The sequence below is a fragment of the Pseudomonas sp. MWU13-2105 genome (assembly GCF_023242315.1).
Taxonomy (GTDB): domain Bacteria; phylum Pseudomonadota; class Gammaproteobacteria; order Pseudomonadales; family Pseudomonadaceae; genus Aquipseudomonas.
Window position 1 is genome coordinate 175,329 of the sequence record NZ_JALLIY010000001.1, and the last position, 20,651, is coordinate 195,979.

At 62.6% G+C, this 20,651-nt stretch carries 17 protein-coding genes; 8 read left to right on the forward strand and 9 right to left on the reverse strand.

Features of this window, described 5'->3' with window-relative positions; translation table 11 throughout:
• Window positions 1-4: 4 nt before the first annotated feature.
• The 7 genes from ispC to rpsB all read right to left on the reverse strand — a co-directional run bounded on the left by ispC (window position 5) and on the right by rpsB (window position 6,061).
• On the reverse strand, window positions 5-1,195 hold the full coding sequence (gene ispC / locus M5B96_RS00875; protein WP_248794630.1) for a 1-deoxy-D-xylulose-5-phosphate reductoisomerase: 1,191 nt from the start codon (window positions 1,193-1,195) through the stop codon (window positions 5-7).
• Window positions 1,192-1,998: a phosphatidate cytidylyltransferase gene (locus M5B96_RS00880; protein ID WP_248794631.1), complete on the reverse strand. Its 807-nt coding sequence runs from the start codon at window positions 1,996-1,998 to the stop codon at window positions 1,192-1,194. The genes ispC and M5B96_RS00880 overlap by 4 nt, the downstream gene beginning before the upstream one ends.
• Window positions 1,998-2,753 (reverse strand): polyprenyl diphosphate synthase, encoded by a 756-nt coding sequence (uppS, locus tag M5B96_RS00885; RefSeq protein ID WP_248794632.1) that lies wholly within the window; start codon window positions 2,751-2,753, stop codon window positions 1,998-2,000. Before uppS ends, M5B96_RS00880 begins: the two co-directional genes overlap by 1 nt.
• A gap of 16 nt (window positions 2,754-2,769) precedes the next feature.
• Window positions 2,770-3,327, reverse strand: a complete 558-nt coding sequence (frr, locus tag M5B96_RS00890) for a ribosome recycling factor (RefSeq protein WP_248794633.1) — start codon at window positions 3,325-3,327, stop codon at window positions 2,770-2,772.
• A complete protein-coding gene (gene pyrH, locus M5B96_RS00895) occupies window positions 3,324-4,067 on the reverse strand; it encodes a UMP kinase (protein WP_003172271.1) in 744 nt (247 codons plus the stop codon). Before pyrH ends, frr begins: the two co-directional genes overlap by 4 nt.
• Before the next feature lie 205 nt (window positions 4,068-4,272).
• Window positions 4,273-5,133 carry a translation elongation factor Ts gene (gene tsf / locus M5B96_RS00900; RefSeq protein ID WP_248794634.1) on the reverse strand — a complete coding sequence of 287 codons (861 nt, stop codon included), beginning with the start codon at window positions 5,131-5,133 and terminating at the stop codon, window positions 4,273-4,275.
• A gap of 187 nt (window positions 5,134-5,320) precedes the next feature.
• Window positions 5,321-6,061 (reverse strand): 30S ribosomal protein S2, encoded by a 741-nt coding sequence (rpsB, locus tag M5B96_RS00905; RefSeq protein WP_248794635.1) that lies wholly within the window; start codon window positions 6,059-6,061, stop codon window positions 5,321-5,323.
• 395 nt (window positions 6,062-6,456) lie between these two features.
• On the opposite strand from rpsB, the gene map reads away from it, so the two are divergent.
• The 3 genes from map to dapC all read left to right on the forward strand — a co-directional run bounded on the left by map (window position 6,457) and on the right by dapC (window position 11,370).
• The gene (map, locus tag M5B96_RS00910) at window positions 6,457-7,239 is read left to right on the forward strand and encodes a type I methionyl aminopeptidase (protein WP_248794636.1); all 783 of its coding nucleotides are present in this window, start codon (window positions 6,457-6,459) and stop codon (window positions 7,237-7,239) included.
• Between the two features lie 57 nt (window positions 7,240-7,296).
• Window positions 7,297-9,999 (forward strand): [protein-PII] uridylyltransferase, encoded by a 2,703-nt coding sequence (locus tag M5B96_RS00915; RefSeq protein WP_248794955.1) that lies wholly within the window; start codon window positions 7,297-7,299, stop codon window positions 9,997-9,999.
• Between the two features lie 171 nt (window positions 10,000-10,170).
• Window positions 10,171-11,370 carry a succinyldiaminopimelate transaminase gene (dapC, locus tag M5B96_RS00920; protein ID WP_248794637.1) on the forward strand — a complete coding sequence of 400 codons (1,200 nt, stop codon included), beginning with the start codon at window positions 10,171-10,173 and terminating at the stop codon, window positions 11,368-11,370.
• 238 nt (window positions 11,371-11,608) lie between these two features.
• Here the strand turns inward: dapC and M5B96_RS00925 are convergent, their stop codons facing one another.
• The gene (locus M5B96_RS00925; RefSeq protein ID WP_248794638.1) at window positions 11,609-13,270 is read right to left on the reverse strand and encodes a Na+/H+ antiporter; all 1,662 of its coding nucleotides are present in this window, start codon (window positions 13,268-13,270) and stop codon (window positions 11,609-11,611) included.
• 215 nt (window positions 13,271-13,485) lie between these two features.
• Here M5B96_RS00925 and M5B96_RS00930 point away from each other — a divergent pair, with 215 nt between their 5' ends.
• From M5B96_RS00930 to M5B96_RS00945, 4 genes are all read left to right on the forward strand, one after another.
• Window positions 13,486-13,848, forward strand: coding sequence for an ArsC family reductase (locus tag M5B96_RS00930; RefSeq protein ID WP_318654819.1), 363 nt, complete (start codon window positions 13,486-13,488; stop codon window positions 13,846-13,848).
• 45 nt (window positions 13,849-13,893) lie between these two features.
• A complete protein-coding gene (dapD, locus tag M5B96_RS00935) occupies window positions 13,894-14,928 on the forward strand; it encodes a 2,3,4,5-tetrahydropyridine-2,6-dicarboxylate N-succinyltransferase (protein ID WP_248794640.1) in 1,035 nt (344 codons plus the stop codon).
• A gap of 220 nt (window positions 14,929-15,148) precedes the next feature.
• Entirely contained in the window at window positions 15,149-16,354 is a 1,206-nt protein-coding gene (locus M5B96_RS00940) for an aminotransferase class V-fold PLP-dependent enzyme (RefSeq protein ID WP_248794641.1), read from the forward strand.
• Window positions 16,351-16,761, forward strand: a complete 411-nt coding sequence (locus M5B96_RS00945; protein WP_248794642.1) for a SufE family protein — start codon at window positions 16,351-16,353, stop codon at window positions 16,759-16,761. The genes M5B96_RS00940 and M5B96_RS00945 overlap by 4 nt, the downstream gene beginning before the upstream one ends.
• A 175-nt stretch (window positions 16,762-16,936) precedes the next feature.
• On the opposite strand, the gene tcdA is transcribed toward M5B96_RS00945, so the two are convergent.
• Complete coding sequence (gene tcdA, locus M5B96_RS00950; protein ID WP_412548570.1) at window positions 16,937-17,746, reverse strand: tRNA cyclic N6-threonylcarbamoyladenosine(37) synthase TcdA; 810 nt, start codon at window positions 17,744-17,746, stop codon at window positions 16,937-16,939.
• Window positions 17,747-18,010: 264 nt separating this feature from the next.
• Here tcdA and M5B96_RS00955 point away from each other — a divergent pair, with 264 nt between their 5' ends.
• Complete coding sequence (locus tag M5B96_RS00955) at window positions 18,011-20,602, forward strand: glycosyltransferase (RefSeq protein ID WP_248794644.1); 2,592 nt, start codon at window positions 18,011-18,013, stop codon at window positions 20,600-20,602.
• The last annotated feature ends 49 nt before the right edge of the window (window positions 20,603-20,651 follow it).

The window sequence follows — 20,651 nt, forward strand, 5'->3', positions numbered from 1 at the left end:
AGATTCATCGGCCGTGGCGACTCAGCCATTGCTCGGCCAGGGCCCTGGCCTTGGCGTCCGCCGCGAATACCACATCGAGCTCGTTGACCGCGACCACCGGCTCCAGGTTCAAAACGTCCTCGATGATACGCGCGATCTCGAGGTAGCGGATGCGCCGTTCGAGAAATGCCGCCACCGCCACTTCATTTGCCGCATTCAACATCGCCGGAGCACTGCCTCCCGCCTCGGCGGCCTCACGAGCCAGGCGCAGGCAAGGAAAGCGCTGCTCGTCCGGGGCCTGGAAGTCCAGGCGCGCCACGGCAAACAGGTCCAACGGCGCCGCCCCGGAGTCGATACGCTCAGGCCAGGCCAGGGCATTGGCGATCGGCGTGCGCATATCCGGGTTACCCAACTGCGCAAGCACCGAGCCATCAACGTAATCGACCAACGAGTGGATCACACTCTGCGGATGGATCACCACCTCGACCTGGGACGGCTTGGCATCGAACAGCCAGCAGGCCTCGATCAGTTCCAGGCCCTTGTTCATCATACTCGCCGAGTCGACCGAGATCTTGCGCCCCATCGACCAGGTGGGATGGGCGCACGCCTGCTCAGGGGTGACATCGGCCAGTTCGGCCAACGGCGTTTGCCGGAAGGGCCCCCCCGAAGCGGTCAGCAGGATCCGTCGCACCCCCACCGCCGCCAGGCCACGGGCGTGATCCTGGGGCAGGCACTGGAAAATCGCATTGTGTTCGCTATCGATCGGCAGCAGCACCGAACCGCTGCTGCGCACCGCCTGCATAAAGAGCGCGCCGGTCATTACCAGCGCCTCCTTGTTCGCCAGCAGGATCTTCTTGCCCGCCTCGACTGCCGCCAGGGTCGGACGCAAGCCGGCCGCACCGACGATTGCCGCCATCACCGCATCGACCTCGGGAGCGGCCGCGACCTGGCACAGGCCCGCCTCTCCGACCAGCACTTCAGTCGCCAGGCCGGCAGCCCGCAGTTGCTCCTGCAGGCCGCGCGCGGCAGACGCCTCGGGCACCACCGCATAACGCGGACGATGCCGCACGCACAAGGCAAACAGCTCGGCCAGGCGGCTGAAACCGCTCAGGGCAAAGGCCTGGTAACGCTGCGGGTGGCGAGCGATGACATCGAGGGTGCTCAGGCCGATGGAACCGGTGGCGCCCAGCACGGTAATTTGCTGTGGGCGGCTCACGATGCGGCGATCCACAGGAGTACCGCGAAGGTCGGGATCGCCGCCGTCAGGCTGTCGATCCGATCGAGGATGCCGCCATGCCCGGGCAACAGGTTGCTGCTGTCCTTGACCCCCGACTGGCGCTTGAACATGCTTTCAGTCAAATCACCGACCACCGAGATCACCACGATCAGCGCCGCCCCCAGCAGGCTGGCAATCATCTGTCCGGCGCCCCAGCCGCGTACGACCCCGACCACCGCGGTGATCACCAGGCTCAAGGCCAGGCCACCGTAGACGCCTTCCCAGCTTTTGCCCGGACTGACCGACGGCGCCAGCTTGCGCTTGCCGAAGGCCTTGCCGGAGAAGTAGGCACCGATATCGGCACCCCAGACCAGGATCATCACCGCCATGATCAACCAGTTGCCCAAGGGCTCCTGCTTGATCAGGATCAAGCCCTGCCAGGCCGGCAAGAGGATAAGGAAACCAATCACCAGCTTGCTGGCGGTCGTCGACCAATGAGCGCTGGTGCGCGGATAGGTCAGCACCAGGAACGCCGCCAGGCCCCACCACAATACCGCCGCCCCCAACACCCAGGGCGCCAGGTTGGGCAGTATGTAGAGGAAGAACAGCAGCACCGCGACCAGCGCCGCATAGGCCACGCGGGCCGGCTGCGCCTCGAACCCCGCCAGGCGTGCCCACTCCCAGGCGCCAAGGGTGACGACCAGGCCAATGAACAGCGCAAAGCCGGCGCCTTCGAGCAGGAAGAACCCGCACAGGGCGATAGGCAGGAGAATGAGTGCCGTGATGATGCGTTGCTTGAGCATTAAACCCGCGCCCCGGCTTCGACCTGTTCGCTCGTTTTACCGAAACGACGCTGGCGGGAAGCAAAATCAGCCAGCGCGGTGCGCATGGCCTCGTGTTTGAAGTCCGGCCAGAACAGGTCGGAGAAATACAGCTCGGCATACGCCAGCTGCCACAGCAGGAAATTGCTGATGCGATGCTCGCCACCGGTACGGATACACAGGTCCGGCAACGGCAGGTCGCCGGTCGCCAGGCAGGTCTGCAGCAGTTCCGGCGTAATGTCGTCCGGACGCAAATGCCCGGCCTGCACCTCACGGGCCAGGCGCTGGGCCGCCTGCGCGATATCCCACTGCCCACCATAGTTGGCGGCGATCTGCAGGATGAAACGATCGCTGCCGGCCGTCGCCGCTTCCGCCTCGCGCATCGCCGCCTGCAACTCGGGGTGAAAGCGCGAGCGGTCGCCAATGATCCGCAGGCTGATATTGTTCTCATTGAGACGCTTGGCCTCGCGGCGCAAAGCCTTGAAGAACAGGTCCATCAAGGCACTGACTTCATCGGCGGGGCGCTGCCAGTTCTCGCTGGAGAACGCGAACAGGGTCAATACCTCGACCCCGGCCTCGGCACACACTTCAATGACGGCGCGCACCGCGTCGACACCAGCCTTGTGCCCGGCAACCCCGGGCAAAAAGCGTTTCTTTGCCCAACGGTTATTGCCGTCCATGATGATTGCAACATGGCGCGGCACCGAGGACGGCACAACCTGCTTGGTCTTTTCCATGGAAACGTCCTGACCCTTATACGGCCATCAGGTCCGCTTCTTTTTGCTTCACGGCCACTTCGATTTCCGCCACGAACTTGTCGGTCAGCTTCTGGATATCGTCAGCTGCACGACGTTCTTCGTCTTCGCTGATCTCTTTTTCCTTGACCAGGTCCTTCAGGTCGCCCAGCACGTCACGACGGATATTGCGCACGGCAACGCGGGCGTTTTCCGCCTCTTCACGGGCCTGTTTGGTGAAACCACGACGAGTTTCCTCGGTCAGTGCCGGCATCGAGATCAGCAGCAGCTCGCCGAGGTTGGTCGGATTGAGGTTCAGGCCGGCACTGCCGATCGCCTTGTCCACGGCACCGAGCATGTTGCGCTCGAACGCCACGACCTGCAGGGTGCGCGCGTCCTTGACGGTGATGTTGGCGACCTGCTTGATCGGGGTGTCGGTACCGTAGTAAGGCACCATCACGCCTTCCAGGATGCTTGGGTGAGCCTGCCCGGTACGGATCCGGCCAAACGCGTGGGCCAGGGATTCCAGGGACTTCTTCATGCGCTCTTGAGCGTCTTTCTTGATTTCGTTGATCATTGTTGGCCTTCCTCGATCAGGGTTCCTTCAGCGCCACCATGCACGATGTTCAGCAGGGCGCCAGGCTTGTTCATGTTAAATACGCGCAGCGGCATCTTGTGATCGCGGCACAGGCAGATAGCGGTGAGGTCCATGACACCCAGCTTGCGATCCAGCACTTCATCGTAGGTCAGATGATCGAACTTCTCGGCATGCGGGTCTTTGAATGGGTCCGCGGTGTAAACGCCATCGACCTTGGTGGCCTTGAGCACCACATCGGCGTCGATTTCGATCGCGCGCAGGCAGGCCGCCGAATCCGTGGTGAAGAACGGATTGCCGGTACCGGCCGCGAAGATCACCACTTCCTTGGCATTGAGATGACGCATGGCCTTGCGGCGATCATAGTGATCGGTCACGCCGACCATGGAAATAGCCGACATCACGATGGCCGAGATATTCGCACGTTCCAGCGCGTCGCGCATCGCCAGTGCGTTCATCACCGTGGCCAGCATGCCCATGTGGTCGCCGGTGACGCGGTCCATCCCGGCGGCACTCAAGGCGGCACCGCGGAACAGGTTGCCACCACCGATCACCAGGCCGACCTGAACGCCGATGCCCACCAACTGGCCGACTTCCAGCGCCATGCGATCCAGGACTTTCGGGTCGATCCCGAACTCTTCCGAGCCCATCAGGGCCTCGCCGCTAAGTTTGAGTAGAATGCGTTTATAGCGAGCTTGATAGCCACTGCCCTGCTGAGCCATTGCGAATCTCTCCTGCGGCGTTTAAAAAAAACTTGCGAGCTGTTTGCAGCCTGCGCTTACTCTAGCTTGGCGCTGCTACAGCGCCATCAGAACACATCTCTGTAAGACGGTTCCGAATGGAAAAAGAGAAACCTCTCCTCCCATTTGAAAAGAGGCTGCGCGCGTAAGCGGGCAGCCTCTTGGGTCGACAGTTGAAAACCGTCTTTTACTTGTTGGCAGCCAGCTGAGCAGCAACTTCTTCAGCGAAGTTGTCCACTGGCTTCTCGATGCCATCACCTACCTTGAAGTAAGTGAAGGAAACGATTTCAGCGCCGGCTTTCTTGACCAGGGCACCGACGGTGACTTCCGGGTTCTTGACGAAAGCTTGTTCAACCAGGCTGGCTTCGGCCAGGAACTTGCTGATACGGCCGCCGACCATTTTTTCAACGATTTCAGCTGGCTTGCCTTTGATCTTGTCTTCGTTGAGGGTCAGGAAAACGCCTTTTTCGCGCTCGATAGCCTCAGCGGAGACCTGCGATGGCAGCAGGAACTCAGGGTTGGTTGCCGCAACGTGCATGGCAACGTCCTTGGCCAGGTCTTCGTTGCCGCCTTTGAGGGCCACAACCACACCGATCTTGTTGCCGTGCAGGTAAGCGCCGACCACATCGCCTTCGATACGCGCCAGGCGACGGATGTTGACGTTTTCGCCGACTTTGGCAACCAGTGCTTCACGTGCCGATTCCTGAGCGGCGATCAGCGGAGCTGCGTCGGTCAGTTTGTCAGCGAAGGCTTTTTCAACGCTGGCAGCGACGAAGGCCTTGAAGTCGTCCTGCAGAGCCAGGAAGTCGGTCTGCGAGTTCACTTCCAGGATCACGGCAGCCTTGCCGTCGCCCTTGATTGCGATGGCGCCTTCAGCGGCAATGTTGCCAGCTTTCTTGGCAGCCTTGATGGCGCCCGAAGCGCGCATGTCATCAATGGCTTTTTCGATGTCGCCGCCAGCCTTGGTCAAGGCCTTCTTGCAGTCCATCATGCCTTCGCCGGTACGCTCGCGCAGTTCTTTGACCAACGCTGCAGTAATCTCTGCCATTTCAAAATTCCTCTTGGATAGGTTATCAACCATTCCACCCGATCGAACGGGCGTTCAATTCTTCCCGACCCCGTTGTAGCGACTACACATTACAAAGGCTGTAGCGGCACCGCCGACCAACGGTTTTCGAGGTGGCAAAAAGGGGGCCAAGCCCCCTTTTTGCTTACTGAGTCAACGCCAGGGCGTGTTACTCAGCTGCGGCGACCGGAGCTTCTTCAGCAGCGAACTCGACGGTGCCACCGTTGACGTTGTTGCGACCGCGGATCACAGCGTCAGCCATCGAACCCATGTACAGCTGGATGGCGCGGATGGCGTCATCGTTGCCTGGGATGATGTAGTCAACGCCTTCCGGGCTGCTGTTGGTATCGACTACGCCGATAACCGGGATGCCCAGCTTGTTGGCTTCGGTGATCGCGATGCGCTCGTGGTCAACGTCGATCACGAACAGTGCGTCAGGCAGACCGCCCATGTCCTTGATACCACCCAGGGAACGATCGAGCTTTTCCAGGTCGCGAGTGCGCATCAGCGCCTCTTTCTTGGTCAGCTTGGCGAAAGTACCGTCTTCGGCCTGGATTTCCAGATCACGCAGACGCTTGATCGAAGCACGGATGGTTTTGAAGTTGGTCAGCATGCCGCCCAACCAGCGATGATCGACGTACGGCGAACCGCAACGTGCTGCTTCTTCAGCAACGATCTTGCCAGCGGAACGCTTGGTGCCGACGAACAGAATCTTGTTTTTGCCCTGGGCCAGGCGCTCTACGAAAGTCAGCGCTTCGTTGAACATTGGCAGGGTTTTTTCAAGGTTGATGATGTGGATCTTGTTACGCGCGCCGAAAATGTACTTGCCCATTTTCGGGTTCCAGTAACGGGTCTGGTGACCGAAGTGCACACCGGCCTTCAGCATATCGCGCATGTTGACTTGGGACATGATAGTTCCTTGATAAGTCGGGTTTGGCCTCCACGTATCCCAATGACCAACCAGCAGCATCAGCTGAAGGCACCCAGGTCATCGTGTCGACACGTGTGTGGATTTAAGCTTCGCGGGGCTATCCCCGGAAAGCGGCGCATTTTATACCACAACAACGACCAAAACGAAACCCGCATTCACATTTCCCACCCCGGGCTTTTGCGCGCGCCCTGGATTCAGGCCAGAATGCCCCCAGCTTATAGAGAGAAGCGATGGCCGGACGCTCATGGTTCAGCCCTTGCGTCTGGTAGAATCATGCCTTTAAGGGTACCGAAACCCCGGGCCAGCCATCGCGGCCCCGGCGTTTGCGCCCCATTCCGTGTTTATCCGCGCCCGGCGCGTAGAAGAGAGCCTGTATGACCGTCACCCTCAAAACCCCCGAGGACATCGCGAAAATGCGTGTCGCTGGCCGCCTGGCTGCCGATGTACTGGAAATGATCGGTGAATACGTCAAGCCCGGCGTCACCACCGAGGAACTCGACCGTATCTGCCACGACTACATCGTCAATGTGCAGCAGGCCATTCCCGCCCCGCTCAACTACAAGGGCTTCCCGAAGTCGATCTGCACCTCGGTCAACCACGTGGTCTGCCACGGCATCCCGGGCGACAAGCCGCTCAAGGATGGCGATACGCTGAACATCGACGTGACCGTGATCAAGGACGGCTACCACGGCGACACCAGCAAGATGTTCCACGTCGGCAGCGTGCCGGTCTGGGCCGAGCGCCTGTCGCAGATCACCCAGGAATGCATGTACAAGGCCATCGAGATCGTCAAGCCCGGCTGCCGCCTGGGTGACATCGGCGAAATCATCCAGAAGCACGCGGAAAAGAACGGCTTCTCGGTGGTGCGTGAGTTCTGTGGTCATGGCATCGGCAAGGTGTTCCACGAAGAGCCGCAGATCCTCCACTACGGCCGCGCCGGCACCGGCATGGAACTCAAGGCTGGCATGACCTTCACCATCGAGCCGATGATCAACCAGGGCAAGGCCGACACCAAGGTGCTGGGCGATGGCTGGACCGCGATCACCAAGGACCGCAAGCTCTCGGCCCAGTGGGAGCACACCCTGCTGGTCACCGACAGCGGCTACGAGATCTTCACCCTGCGCAGCGATGAAACCATCCCGCGCGTCTCGGCTTGATCGTTCGCGCCTGCCGCCTCATATAGAACGCCTATGCAACCCAAGGAAAGCCAATCGATGCCGCAGGTGGACCCCGAACTCTTCGACCGCGGCCAGTTCCAGGCGGAACTGGCACTGAAGGCCAGCCCAATCGCCGCCTTCAAGAAGGCCATCCGCCAGGCCCGCGAGGTGCTCGACGAGCGTTTTCGCGCCGGCCGTGACATCCGCCGCCTGATCGAAGACCGCGCCTGGTTCGTCGACAACATCCTGCAAAAGGCCTGGGACCAGTTCAGTTGGAGCGAAGACGCCGACATCGCCCTGGTGGCGGTCGGCGGCTACGGTCGTGGCGAGCTGCACCCCTACTCGGACATCGATCTGCTGATCCTGCTCGACAGCGCCGACCACGAGATCTTTCGCGACTCCATCGAGCGTTTCCTCACCCTGCTCTGGGACATCGGCCTGGAAGTCGGCCAGAGCGTGCGTTCGGTCGACGAGTGCGCCGAAGAGGCCCGGGCCGACCTGACGGTGATCACCAACCTGATGGAAAGCCGCACCATCGCCGGCCCCGAACGCCTGCGCCAGCGCATGCTCGACGTCACCAGCACGGCGCACATGTGGCCGAGCAAGGACTTCTTCCTGGCCAAGCGCGCCGAGCAGAAGGCCCGCCACCACAAGTACAACGACACCGAATACAACCTGGAGCCCAACGTCAAGGGCTCGCCCGGCGGCCTGCGGGATATCCAGACGATCCTCTGGGTCGCCCGCCGCCAGTACGGCACCCTGAACCTGCGGGCCCTGGCCGGCGAAGGCTTTCTGGTGGAAAGCGAAAACGCCGTGCTGGCCTCCTCCCAGGAATTCCTCTGGAAAGTCCGCTATGCCCTGCACATGCTTGCCGGGCGCGCCGAGGACCGCCTGCTGTTCGACCACCAGCGCAGCATCGCCGGGCTGCTGGGCTTCAAGGGCGACGATGCGAAACAGGCCATCGAAAACTTCATGCAGCAGTACTACCGGGTGGTCATGAGCATTGCCCAGCTCAGCGACCTGATCATCCAGCACTTCGAGGAAATCATCCTCGCCCCGGAAGACGAAGCGCCGCCGCAGCCGTTGAACTCACGCTTCCAGTTGCACGACGGCTACATCGAGGCGAGCAATCCCAACGTCTTCCGCCGCACCCCGTTCGCCATGCTGGAAATCTTCGTGCTGATGGCCCAGCAGCCGGAAATCAAGGGCGTGCGCGCCGACACCATCCGCCTGCTGCGAGAAAACCGTCATCTGATCGACGACGACTTCCGCAACGATATCCGCAACACCAGCCTGTTCATCGAGCTGTTCAAGTGCAAGATCGGCATCCACCGCAACCTGCGCCGGATGAACCGCTACGGCATCCTCGGGCGCTACCTGCCGGAGTTCGGCGATATCGTCGGGCAGATGCAGCACGACCTGTTCCATATCTATACAGTCGACGCCCACACCCTGAACCTGATCAAGCACCTGCGCAAACTGCAGTACACCCAGGTCTCGGAGAAATTCCCGCTGGCCGCCAAGCTCATGGCCAAGCTGCCCAAGCCCGAGCTGATCTACATGGCCGGGCTCTACCATGACATCGGCAAGGGCCGCCACGGCGACCATTCGGAACTCGGCGCGGTGGATGCCGCGGCCTTCTGCGCGCGTCACCAGTTGCCGCAGTGGGACAGCCGCCTGATCGTCTGGCTGGTGCAGAACCACCTGGTGATGTCCACCACCGCCCAGCGCAAGGACCTGTCCGACCCGCAGGTCATCCATGACTTCGCCCAGAGCGTCGGCGACCAGGTACGCCTGGACTACCTGTACGTGCTGACCGTCGCCGACATCAACGCGACCAACCCGAGCCTGTGGAACTCCTGGCGCGCCAGCCTGTTGCGCCAGCTCTACACCGAGACCAAGCGCGCCCTGCGCCGCGGCCTGGAAAACCCGGTGGACCGCGAAGAGCAGATTCGCCAGACCCAGAGCGCCGCCCTGGATATCCTGGTGCGCGCCGGCACCGACCCGGACGATGTCGAGCAGCTCTGGTCGCAACTGGGCGATGACTACTTCCTGCGCCACACCGCCGGCGACGTCGCCTGGCACAGCGACGCGATCCTGCAGCAGCCGGCCGATGGCGGCCCGCTGGTGCTAATCAAGGAAACCACCCAGCGCGAATTCGAAGGCGGCACGCAGATCTTCATCTACGCCCCGGACCAGCACGACTTCTTCGCCGTGACCGTGGCCGCGATGGACCAGCTCAACCTGAACATCCATGACGCCCGGGTCATCACCTCGAGCAGCCAGTTCACCCTCGACACCTACATCGTGCTGGACAACGACGGCGGTTCCATCGGCGACAACCCGAAGCGCATCAAGCAGATCCGCGACGGCCTGACCGAAGCCCTGCGCAACCCGGACGACTACCCGACCATCATCCAGCGCCGGGTCCCGCGCCAGCTCAAGCACTTCGCCTTCGCGCCCCAGGTGACCATCCACAACGACGCCCAGCGCCCGGTCACGGTGCTGGAGCTGAGCGCGCCGGACCGTCCCGGGCTGCTGGCGCGGATCGGCAAGATCTTCCTGGAATTCGACCTGTCGCTGCAGAACGCCAAGATCGCCACCCTCGGCGAGCGGGTCGAAGACGTGTTCTTCATTACCGACGCCGATAACCAACCGCTGTCCGACCCGCAACTGTGCAGCCGATTGCAGGACGCCATCGTCGAACAGTTGAGCGTCAACGCCGAACCGCCCCTTGAAACGATGCGCCTGAGTATCTGATAAATGCTTCCCTGTGGGAGCGGCCGGTCGACGCGCGATTGCTCGCGATACGTCAGCCCAAACACCTTGCTGGCGACTGACACAGCGTCATCGCGGGCAGGCCGCTCCGACACTTGATCTACCCGCGCCCGGCAGGCCGCATGCCTACAACCGAATTGAACGAGACTGTCCATGAACAATGCCCTGAACCAGCTGCAGCCCTACCCGTTCGAGAAACTCCGCGCCCTGCTCGGCAGCGTGACGCCGAACGCGGACAAGCGGCCGATCGCCCTGTCCATCGGCGAACCGAAGCACCGCTCGCCGACATTCGTCGCCGAGGCCCTGAGCGCCAACCTGGAACAGATGGCCGTGTACCCGACCACCCTCGGCGTACCGGCCCTGCGTGAAGCCATCGGTGGCTGGTGCGAGTGGCGCTTCGGCGTGCCGAGCGGCTGGATCGACCCGGCGCGCAATATCCTGCCGGTCAATGGCACCCGCGAGGCGCTGTTCGCCTTTACCCAGACCGTGGTCAACCGTGGCGACGATGCCCTGGTGGTCAGCCCCAACCCGTTCTATCAGATCTACGAAGGCGCGGCCTTCCTCGCCGGGGCCAAGCCGCACTACCTGCCATGCCTGGACGAGAACGGTTTCAATCCGGACTTCGAGGCCGTGCCGACGGAGATCTGGCAGCGTTGCCAGATCCTCTTCCTGTGTTCGCCAGGCAACCCGACCGGCGCGCTGATTCCGCTGGAGACCTTGAAAAAGCTGATCGCCCTGGCCGACGAGCATGATTTCGTGATCGCCGCCGACGAGTGCTACAGCGAACTGTACTTCGACGAGCAGACCCCGCCGCCGGGCCTGCTCAGCGCCTGCGTGGCCCTGGGCCGCCAGGACTTCAAGCGTTGCGTGGTGTTCCATAGCCTGTCCAAGCGTTCCAACCTGCCGGGGCTGCGTTCGGGTTTTGTCGCCGGGGACGCGGATATTCTCAAGGCCTTCCTGCTGTATCGCACCTACCACGGCTGCGCGATGCCGGTGCAGACCCAACTGGCCAGCGTGGCGGCCTGGAACGACGAAGTGCATGTACGGGCCAACCGTGCGCTGTACCGGGAGAAATTCGACGCGGTGCTGGAGATCCTCGCCCCGGTGCTGGATGTGCGGCGCCCGGATGGCAGCTTCTACCTGTGGCCGAATGTGCAGGGCGACGATGCGGCGTTCTGCCGTGATCTGTTTGCCGAGGAGCATGTAACGGTGGTGCCGGGTTCCTACCTGTCCCGCGAAGTGGACGGCGTCAATCCGGGAGCCGGGCGCGTGCGCATGGCCCTGGTTGCCCCGCTGGCCGAGTGTGTCGAGGCCGCCGAGCGGATTCGCGCGTTCATCCAGCGCCGCAAGTAGTTACAGCCAATAACACTCTCAACTGTGGCGAGCGGGCTTGCCCGCGTTCGGCTGCGAAGCAGCCGCAAAAACCTGAGCTTGCATTCCGCCTGACACAATGAAGTAGCTGATTTTAGGTCCGCTTCGCGCCCCAGCGCGGGCAAGCCCGCTCGCCACAAGACCGCGTTCGACTTCAAATATCCGGTCCTTGCGGGAGCAGAGTTTGGTCTGTCCCCTCAGTACCCTACCCCCCTCCCCGCTATTTCACCGCCCCCAGGTTCGCCTCGCTCAGATCCAGCTCCGCCAACACCTCGCGCAACACATCGTCGCCGATCTGGTGCTGGCGACTCAGTCGGTACAACTCCAGACGCTGCGCCCGTAGCGCTTTCAAGCGCAAGCGGCGATCCAACTGGTCCATCTGGAACGCCAGCGCCTGGGCTTCGGCGGAGTCGTTGAACACCTCCAACTGATGCCGGTATTCGGCCATCAACCGCGCTTTCAATTCGGTCGCCAACGCGGCCTGGGTCGCATCCTGGAGCGCATCCCGGGTCGTGTCCTGCACTGCCCCCAACTCCTCGGCCTCCAGCACATGGATCGCCGCTTCGGCGGTCTTCTTCCAGGCTTCGCGCACTTCGCCGCGATGCTGGTCATCCTGGCTCCTGGGCAAATCACGCAACAACAACGGCAGGGCAATGCTGGCCGTCGCCAACGACAGCAGGATCACCCCGGCGGCAATGAAAAACAGCAAATCACGCTCGGGAAAATCCACCCCCGGGGCGATCAGCAATGGCACCGACATCACGCCCGCCAGCGTCACGGCCCCGCGCACGCCCCCCACCGTCAGCAACCAGCAGGAGCGCCCCTTGGCCATCCCCGACAGTTGGCTTTTACCACGCCAGCCGCGCAGCAGTTCCGACAGGCGCCAGATGCTGTGCACCCAGATAAAGCGCAACGCCAGCAGCGCCAGGAAGATCGCCAGCACCTCCAGGCAGCGATAGGCCAGGGTCGGCCACAACGAGGTCTCATGACTGGCCACCGCCTTGACGATATCCGGCAACTGTAAGCCCAGCAGCAGGAAGATCAGCCCATTGAAGGCGAACTCCAGCAGCGACCAGACACTGCGGTTGAGCAGCCGGGTACTGGTCTGGCGCGGCAACAGGTCGAGCCAGCTCTGCATCATCCCCGCCGCCACCGCCGAGAGGATCCCCGACACCCCCAGGCGCTCGGCCAGCACATAGGCGGCAAACGGCAACAGCAACATGAACACCACATGAGTCGCCGGATCGTCCCAACCACGGGCGATCATCCACACCCGAAAACGCCCCACCAGCCAGCTCAGCGCCACGCCGACGGCCAGGCCACCGACCGCCACCAGGACAAAGGTCAGGCTCGCAGTGGCCAGGGAGAAGGCACCGGTCACGGCCGCCGCCAGGGCGAACTTGAAGGTCACCAGGCCCGACGCGTCATTCATCAACGCCTCGCCCTGGAGCATATGCATCAGCGGCGTCGGCAGGCGGTTCTGGGCGATGGCGGACACCGCCACGGCGTCGGTCGGCGACAACACGGCGGCCAGGGCGAACGCCACCGGCAAGGGGATGGCCGGCAACAGCCAGTGGATGAAGTAACCGGCACCGACCACAGTGAACAGCACCAAACCCACGGCCAGGGTCAGGATCGGCCCGCGCAGGCGCCACAGTTCGCGCTTGGGCATGCGCCAACCATCGGAAAACAGCAACGGCGGCAGAAACAGGAACAGAAACAGCTCCGGGTCCAGCGCCACATGCAGGCCCAGGGTCGGCCAGGCCAGCAAGGCCCCCGCGGCAATCTGCACCAAGGGCAGCGGCAGCGGGATCACCCGCCAGAGCAAACGCGAGACGCCGACCAGCATCAGCAAAATCAGGACGGTGTAGGCAGTCTGCATAAAAGGCATTCCCGATCGTTCAACAACACATCCCTGGCAAGCAGTTGCCGTCGAAGTGCCATATTAGCCGCTTAAGCTGCCGCCCGGACGCTGCACGAAAGTCGCAGCCGGCCAGGGAAGATGTAACCGTACACGACTAAGGCGCCTAAGCGGCCCGGTCATGGCATAATCTTCAACCTTTCATTCCTCGCATCTCCAAAGGGGAGGCAAACGCTGTGACCGCTTCGAGCAAAACGTTGCACCTTTTCGGAATCAAAGCGTGCGATACCATGAAAAAGGCCCGTACCTGGCTCGACGAGCAGGCCGTGCCCTACGAGTTCCATGACTACAAGACCGCCGGCATCGACCGCGAACACCTGACCCAGTGGTGCAACGAGCATGGCTGGCAAGTGGTGCTGAACCGCGCCGGCACCACCTTTCGCAAACTCGACGACGAACGTAAAGCCGATCTCGACCAGGCGAAAGCGATTGAACTGATGCTGGCACAACCCTCGATGATCAAGCGCCCGGTGCTTGATCTCGGTGACCGAACCCTGATTGGCTTCAAGCCAGATAGCTATGCGGCGGCCCTCAACTGAGCCAGAGCGCTCAAGGCCCCCACTCATTTTGCAAGAGGTAACTGCATGTCCACTACTCTGTTCAGCCTGGGCTTCGGCGTTGGCACCCAGAATCGTCAAGGTGCCTGGCTGGAAGTTTTCTACGCCCAACCCATGATCCAGCCCTCAGCCGAGCTGGTCGCCGCAATCGCGCCGATCCTCGGTTACACCGGCGGCAACCAGGCGATCACCTTCAGCACCGCCCAGGCCTCGCAACTGGCCGAGGCGCTGAAAGGCATCGACGCCGCCCAGGCCGCCCTGCTGACCCGCCTGGCGGAAAGCCACAAGCCGTTGGTCGCCACCGTGTTGGCGGAAGACGCCCAACTGACTTCCACCCCTGAGGCCTACCTCAAGCTGCACCTGCTCTCCCACCGCCTGGTCAAACCTCACGGCCTGAGCCTGGCGGGTGTGTTCCCGTTGCTGCCGAACGTGGCCTGGACCAGCCAGGGCGCCATCGACCTGTCGGAGCTGGCCGCGCATCAACTGGAAGCACGCCTGCGTGGCGAGCTGCTGGAAGTGTTCTCGGTGGACAAGTTCCCGAAAATGACCGACTACGTGGTCCCGAGCGGCGTGCGTATCGCTGACAGCGCGCGGATCCGCCTGGGCGCCTACATCGGCGAAGGTACCACCGTGATGCACGAAGGTTTCGTCAACTTCAACGCCGGTACCGAAGGCCCCGGCATGATCGAAGGTCGCGTTTCCGCGGGTGTCTTCGTCGGCAAGGGTTCGGACCTGGGCGGCGGTTGCTCGACCATGGGCACCCTGTCCGGTGGCGGCAATATCGTCATCAAGGTTGGCGAAGGCTGCCTGATCGGCGCCAACGCCGGTATCGGCATTCCGCTGGGCGACCGCAACACCGTGGAGTCGGGCCTGTATGTGACCGCCGGGACCAAGGTCGCGCTGCTCGACGAAAACAACCAGTTGGTCAAGGTGCTCAAGGCCCGTGACCTGGCCGGCCTGCCGGACCTGCTGTTCCGTCGCAACTCGGAAACCGGTGCGGTGGAATGCAAGAGCCACAAGTCGGCCATCGCGCTGAACGAAGCCCTGCACGCACATAACTGAGCAGGATTGCCGCAGGCCTTGCGGCACCCCCCCTTGCCGGCGATGGCGCCTGAAAGGCCGTCTTCGCGGGCAAGCTCCGCTCCCACAGTAGGACGTTGAGCGCAGTTTTTTGTGCACGGCACAAATCTTTTGTGGGAGCGGAGCTTGCCCGCGAAGAGGCCCTCAAGGCTGCTACAAATCTCGCTGACAAGCTCTGCTCCCAACACCAGGGCCGAACACCATGCTGATAGCTTCTCCCTGGCGCGCCGATTTCCCGGCCATCGCCGCCCTGCAACGGCAAGACCAGGTGTACCTGGACAGCGCCGCCACCACCCAGAAGCCCCAGGCGCTGATCGATGCCCTGGCGCACTATTACAGCAACGGCGCGGCCAATGTGCACCGTGCCCAACACCTGCCCGGTGCCCACGCTACCCAGGCTTTCGAGGACAGTCGGAGCAAGACGGGCCAGTGGCTCAATGCCGGCAACAGCGGCCAGATCGTCTTCACCCACGGTGCCACCTCGGCGCTGAATCTCCTCGCCTATGGTCTGGAGGCGCTGTTCCAACCCGGCGACGAGATCGTTATCAGCGCCCTGGAGCATCACGCCAACCTGCTGCCCTGGCAGCAACTGGCACAACGTCGGGGGCTGCGGCTGGTGGTCCTGCCGATCAGCGACAGCGGCCTGATCGACCTGGACGCCGCCCGCTCGTTGATCGGCCCGCGGACCCGACTGCTGGCGGTCAGCCAACTGTCCAACGTGCTCGGCGCCTGGCAACCGTTAGCGCAATTGTTGAGCCTGGCCCGTTCGGTCAACGCGCTGAGCGTGATCGACGGTGCCCAGGGCGTGGTCCACGGTCGTCACGACGTCCAGGCGCTGGGCTGCGATTTCTATGTATTTTCCAGCCACAAGCTCTACGGCCCCGATGGCGTCGGTGTGCTCTATGGCCGCCACGAAGCCCTGAGCCAACTGCGTCACTGGCAGTTCGGCGGCGAGATGGTACTGGACGCGGACTATCAGCAGGCCAGCTTCCGTCCGGCCCCATTGGGCTTCGAGGCCGGAACACCGCCGATTGCCGGCGTCATCGGCCTGGGCGCGAGCCTCGACTACCTGGCCGGCCTCGACCAGGCGGCCGTCTCGGCCCACGAAGCAGCACTGCACGCTCACCTGTTGCAAGGCCTGAAGGTGCGCAAGGGCATCCGTCTGCTGGGAGAGCCGCAACTGGCGTTGGCCAGCTTCGTCGTCGACGGCGTGCACAACGCCGACCTGGCGCACCTGCTGACCGAGCAAGGGATTGCCGTGCGCGCCGGCCATCACTGCGCAATGCCGCTGATGAAACAGCTCGGGCTGGCGGGCGCGATCCGCGTCTCGCTGGGGCTGTACAACGACTCCGAAGACCTCGAACGGTTTTTCGAGGCGCTCGATCAGGCCCTGGAGTTGTTGCGATGAGCCTGCCCGCCGAGGCGCAGTTGGTGCTGGAAAACTTCCAGCACCTGGCGGGTTGGGAACAACGGGCGCGCCTGCTGATGCAATGGGGCGAGCGCTTGCCGCCCTTGAGCGACGCCGACAAGACCGAAGCCAACCGCGTGCATGGCTGCGAAAGCCAGGTGTGGTTGACCGGCCGGCTGCATGACGATCAGTGGCAGTTTGCCGCAAGCAGCGACGCGCGAATGATTCGCGGACTGGTGGCGTTGCTGCTGGTGAGGGTCAATGGCCTGAGCGCCGACGAATTGCGGCAGGTCGACCTGCCGGACTGGTTCAACCAGCTTGGCCTGTCCCGACAATTGTCGCCGTCGCGCAGCAACGGCCTGAGTGCAGTGCTGCAGCGGATGCAGAAGCTGGCGCACAGCGCATGATTGAACGGATGTGTGTGACGAGCGGGCTTGCCCGCGCTGGGTCGCGAAGCGGCCCCAAAACCGGCGAGCCCGGTGCATCAGGTACACCGAGGTGCCCGATTTTGCGACTGCTGCGCAGCTGAGCGCGGCGGTGCGGCGTTCCGACAAGCCCACTCGCCACAAAGGAGTCCATCTGCTACTCAGGCTTGATCCGATCCGCCGGTCGGCGCATGCCGGCGACGATCTTGTCCACTGCCTTGGTCGCCGCCACCATGCCGAACGTCGCCGTGACCATCATCACCGCGCCAAAACCACCGGCACAGTCCAGCTTCACCCCATCGCCAACAAAACTCTTCTGCAAACAAATGCTGCCATCGGGCTTGGGATAACGCAGCTGCTCGGTGGAAAACACACAAGGCACACTGTAATGGCGGGTCACCGTGCGGGAAAAACCGTAGTCACGGCGCAAGGTCGAACGCACTTTCGAGGCCAGCGGATCATTGAAGGTACGGTTCAGGTCACAGACCTGGATCAACGTCGGATCAATCTGCCCGCCGGCACCACCCGTGGTGATGATCTGGATCTTGCGCCGCTTGCACCAGGCGATCAGCGCGGCCTTGGCGTTGACGCTGTCGATGCAGTCGATCACACAGTCGATGTCCGGGGTGATGTACTCGGCCATGGTTTCGCGGGTCACAAAATCCGTCACCGCGTGGACCCGGCAGTCCGAGTTGATGCCCTGCAGGCGCTCGGCCATCACTTCGACCTTGGCCCGGCCGACGGTGCTGTCCAAAGCATGCAACTGACGGTTGCTGTTGCTGACGCAGACATCATCCAGGTCGAACAGCGAGATCTCGCCGACCCCGCAACGGGCAATGGCTTCGGCCGCCCAGGAACCGACACCGCCAACGCCGACGATTGCCACATGGGCGGCCTTCAGCCGTTCCAGGCCTTCAATGCCATACAACCGGGCGACGCCGGCAAACCGCGGATCTTCTGCACTCATGACCATTACCCCAAAAACCGGCGCGCATTATAGGGCCGGGCGCAAGCCGAGGGCAGCTTTAGCCTATGAATGGCGGTCCATGAGTGTTAAATCACAACGCTTTGACGAGAATAGAGCTACAAAGAATTCGGAAAGAACTTAAGTCTCGCGTCATTGCCCAATGTCCGCGCGCACTCCACGGTGCTGTACGGTCGACGGATAGCAAGTGTAGGATGCGCGCCGCTCTGTTCCTTGTTCTAGCCCTTTTCGGAACCCGAAATACCTATGCCATCGCGTAAATTTGGACTCAACCTGGTCGTGGTGCTGGCAATCGCCGCACTATTCACCGGTTTCTGGGCGCTGATCAACCGCCCGGTTTCAGCGCCTGACTGGCCCGAGCAGATCGCCGGCTTCTCCTACTCGCCTTTCCAGCAGGGACAATTCCCACAGAAAGAGCAGTATCCGACCGACGATGATATGCGTCGCGACTTGGAGATCATGAGCAAGCTGACGGATAACATCCGTATCTACTCGGTCGACGGCACCCTTCAGGATATTCCCAAGCTCGCCGAAGAGTTCGGCCTACGGGTAACCCTGGGGATCTGGATCAGCCCGGACCAGGAACGCAACGAGCGCGAAATCACCCGCGCCATCGAACTGGCCAACACCAGCCGCAGTGTCGTGCGCGTGGTGGTCGGCAACGAAGCGATCTTCCGCAAGGAAATCACCGCCAAGGAACTGGCCGTGCTGCTCGACCGCGTGCGCGCCGCCGTCAAGGTGCCGGTGACCACCTCGGAACAGTGGCATATCTGGGAACACAACCCGGAACTGGTCAAGCACGTCGACCTGATCGCCGCGCACATCCTGCCCTATTGGGAATCTATCCCGATGGACAAGGCCGGCCAGTACGTGCTGGACCGCGCCCGCGAGCTCAAGCGCATGTTCCCGAAAAAGCCGCTGCTGCTCTCGGAAGTCGGCTGGCCGAGCAACGGCCGCATGCGTGGCGGTGCCGATGCGACCCAGGCCGACCAGGCGATTTACCTGCGGACGCTGGTCAACAAGCTTAACCGCCAGGGCTTCAACTACTTCGTGATCGAAGCCTTCGACCAGCCGTGGAAGGCCAGCGACGAAGGTTCGGTGGGCGCCTACTGGGGCGTGTTCAACGCCGCGCGCCAGCAGAAGTTCAACTTCGAAGGCCCGGTGGTGGCGATCCCGCAATGGCGCGTGCTGGCCATCGGCTCGGTGGTGCTGGCGCTGCTCTCGCTGACCTTGCTGATGATCGACGGCTCGGCCCTGCGCCAGCGCGGGCGGACCTTCCTGACCTTTACCGCGTTCCTCTGCGGTTCGGTGCTGGTGTGGATCGGCTACGACTACAGCCAGCAATACAGCACCTGGTTCAGCCTGACGGTGGGCTTCCTGCTGGCCATCGGTGCCCTGGGCGTGTTTATCGTCCTCTTGACCGAAGCCCACGAACTGGCCGAGGCGGTCTGGACACACAAACGCCGGCGTGAATTCCTGCCGGTGGAAGGCGACTCGGACTACCGGCCGAAGGTCTCGATCCACGTGCCGTGCTACAACGAGCCGCCGGAGATGGTCAAACAGACCCTCGACGCCCTGGCGGCCCTCGATTACCCGGACTACGAAGTCCTGATCATCGACAACAACACCAAGGACCCGGCGGTCTGGGAACCAGTGCAGGCCTACTGCGAAACCCTCGGCCCGCGCTTTCGCTTCTTCCACGTCGCGCCGCTGGCCGGGTTCAAGGGCGGGGCGCTGAACTACCTGATCCCGCACACCGCCAAGGACGCCGAAGTCATCGCGGTGATCGACTCGGACTACTGCGTCGACCGCAACTGGCTCAAGCACATGGTGCCGCACTTCGCCGATCCGAAGATCGCCATCGTGCAATCGCCGCAGGACTACCGCGACCAGAACGAAAGCACCTTCAAGAAACTCTGCTACTCGGAATACAAGGGTTTCTTCCATATCGGTATGGTCACCCGCAACGACCGTGACGCGATCATCCAGCACGGCACCATGACCATGACCCGACGCTCGGTCCTGGAAGAACTGGGCTGGGCCGACTGGTGCATCTGCGAAGACGCCGAGCTGGGCCTGCGGGTCTTCGAAAAAGGTCTGTCGGCGGCTTATCACCACAACAGTTACGGCAAGGGCCTGATGCCCGATACCTTTATCGACTTCAAGAAACAGCGGTTCCGCTGGGCCTACGGGGCGATCCAGATCATCAAGCGGCACACCGCCAGCCTGCTGCGCGGCAAGGACACCGAGCTGACCCGCGGCCAGCGCTACCACTTCCTCGCGGGCTGGTTGCCGTGGGTCGCCGACGGCATGAACATCTTCTTCACCGTCGGGGCCCTGCTCTGGTCGGCGGCGATGATCATCGTGCCGCAACGGGTCGATCCGCCGCTGTTGATCTTCGCGATCCCGCCATTGGCGCTGTTCGTGTTCAAGGTCGGCAAGATCCTGTTCCTCTACCGTCGCGCGGTCGGGGTCAACATGAAGGATGCCTTCGCCGCGGCACTGGCCGGGCTAGCCTTGTCCCACACCATCGCCAAAGCGGTGCTGTATGGCTTCTTCACCAGTAGCATCCCATTCTTCCGCACGCCGAAAAACGCCGACAACCACGGCTTCTGGGTGGCGATTTCGGAAGCCCGGGAAGAGATGTTCATCATGCTGCTGCTGTGGGCCGCGGCACTGGGGATCTTCCTGGTGCAGGGCTTGCCGAGCAACGACATGCGCTTCTGGGTGGTGATGTTGCTGGTGCAGTCGCTGCCGTACCTGGCGGCGCTGATCATGGCGTTCGTCTCCTCGCTGCCGAAACCGGCCGGCGAGCCGGAGCCGGCGGCGGTCGCATAAACGCGATGCACGACACCAAACGGCGGCCTGCGGGCCGCCGTTTTGCTTT

Bases quoted from the DNA above. Each gene is read 5' to 3' on its own strand.
- M5B96_RS00880 (WP_248794631.1), bottom strand. From the start codon at position 1,998: ATGCTCAAGCAACGCATCATCACGGCACTCATTCTCCTGCCTATCGCC.
- uppS (WP_248794632.1), bottom strand. From the start codon at position 2,753: ATGGAAAAGACCAAGCAGGTTGTGCCGTCCTCGGTGCCGCGCCATGTT.
- frr (WP_248794633.1), bottom strand. From the start codon at position 3,327: ATGATCAACGAAATCAAGAAAGACGCTCAAGAGCGCATGAAGAAGTCC.
- pyrH (WP_003172271.1), bottom strand. From the start codon at position 4,067: ATGGCTCAGCAGGGCAGTGGCTATCAAGCTCGCTATAAACGCATTCTA.
- tsf (WP_248794634.1), bottom strand. From the start codon at position 5,133: ATGGCAGAGATTACTGCAGCGTTGGTCAAAGAACTGCGCGAGCGTACC.
- rpsB (WP_248794635.1), bottom strand. From the start codon at position 6,061: ATGTCCCAAGTCAACATGCGCGATATGCTGAAGGCCGGTGTGCACTTC.
- map (WP_248794636.1), top strand. From the start codon at position 6,457: ATGACCGTCACCCTCAAAACCCCCGAGGACATCGCGAAAATGCGTGTC.
- M5B96_RS00915 (WP_248794955.1), top strand. From the start codon at position 7,297: ATGCCGCAGGTGGACCCCGAACTCTTCGACCGCGGCCAGTTCCAGGCG.
- dapC (WP_248794637.1), top strand. From the start codon at position 10,171: ATGAACAATGCCCTGAACCAGCTGCAGCCCTACCCGTTCGAGAAACTC.
- M5B96_RS00925 (WP_248794638.1), bottom strand. From the start codon at position 13,270: ATGCAGACTGCCTACACCGTCCTGATTTTGCTGATGCTGGTCGGCGTC.
- dapD (WP_248794640.1), top strand. From the start codon at position 13,894: ATGTCCACTACTCTGTTCAGCCTGGGCTTCGGCGTTGGCACCCAGAAT.
- M5B96_RS00940 (WP_248794641.1), top strand. From the start codon at position 15,149: ATGCTGATAGCTTCTCCCTGGCGCGCCGATTTCCCGGCCATCGCCGCC.
- M5B96_RS00945 (WP_248794642.1), top strand. From the start codon at position 16,351: ATGAGCCTGCCCGCCGAGGCGCAGTTGGTGCTGGAAAACTTCCAGCAC.
- tcdA (WP_412548570.1), bottom strand. From the start codon at position 17,746: ATGAGTGCAGAAGATCCGCGGTTTGCCGGCGTCGCCCGGTTGTATGGC.
- M5B96_RS00955 (WP_248794644.1), top strand. From the start codon at position 18,011: ATGCCATCGCGTAAATTTGGACTCAACCTGGTCGTGGTGCTGGCAATC.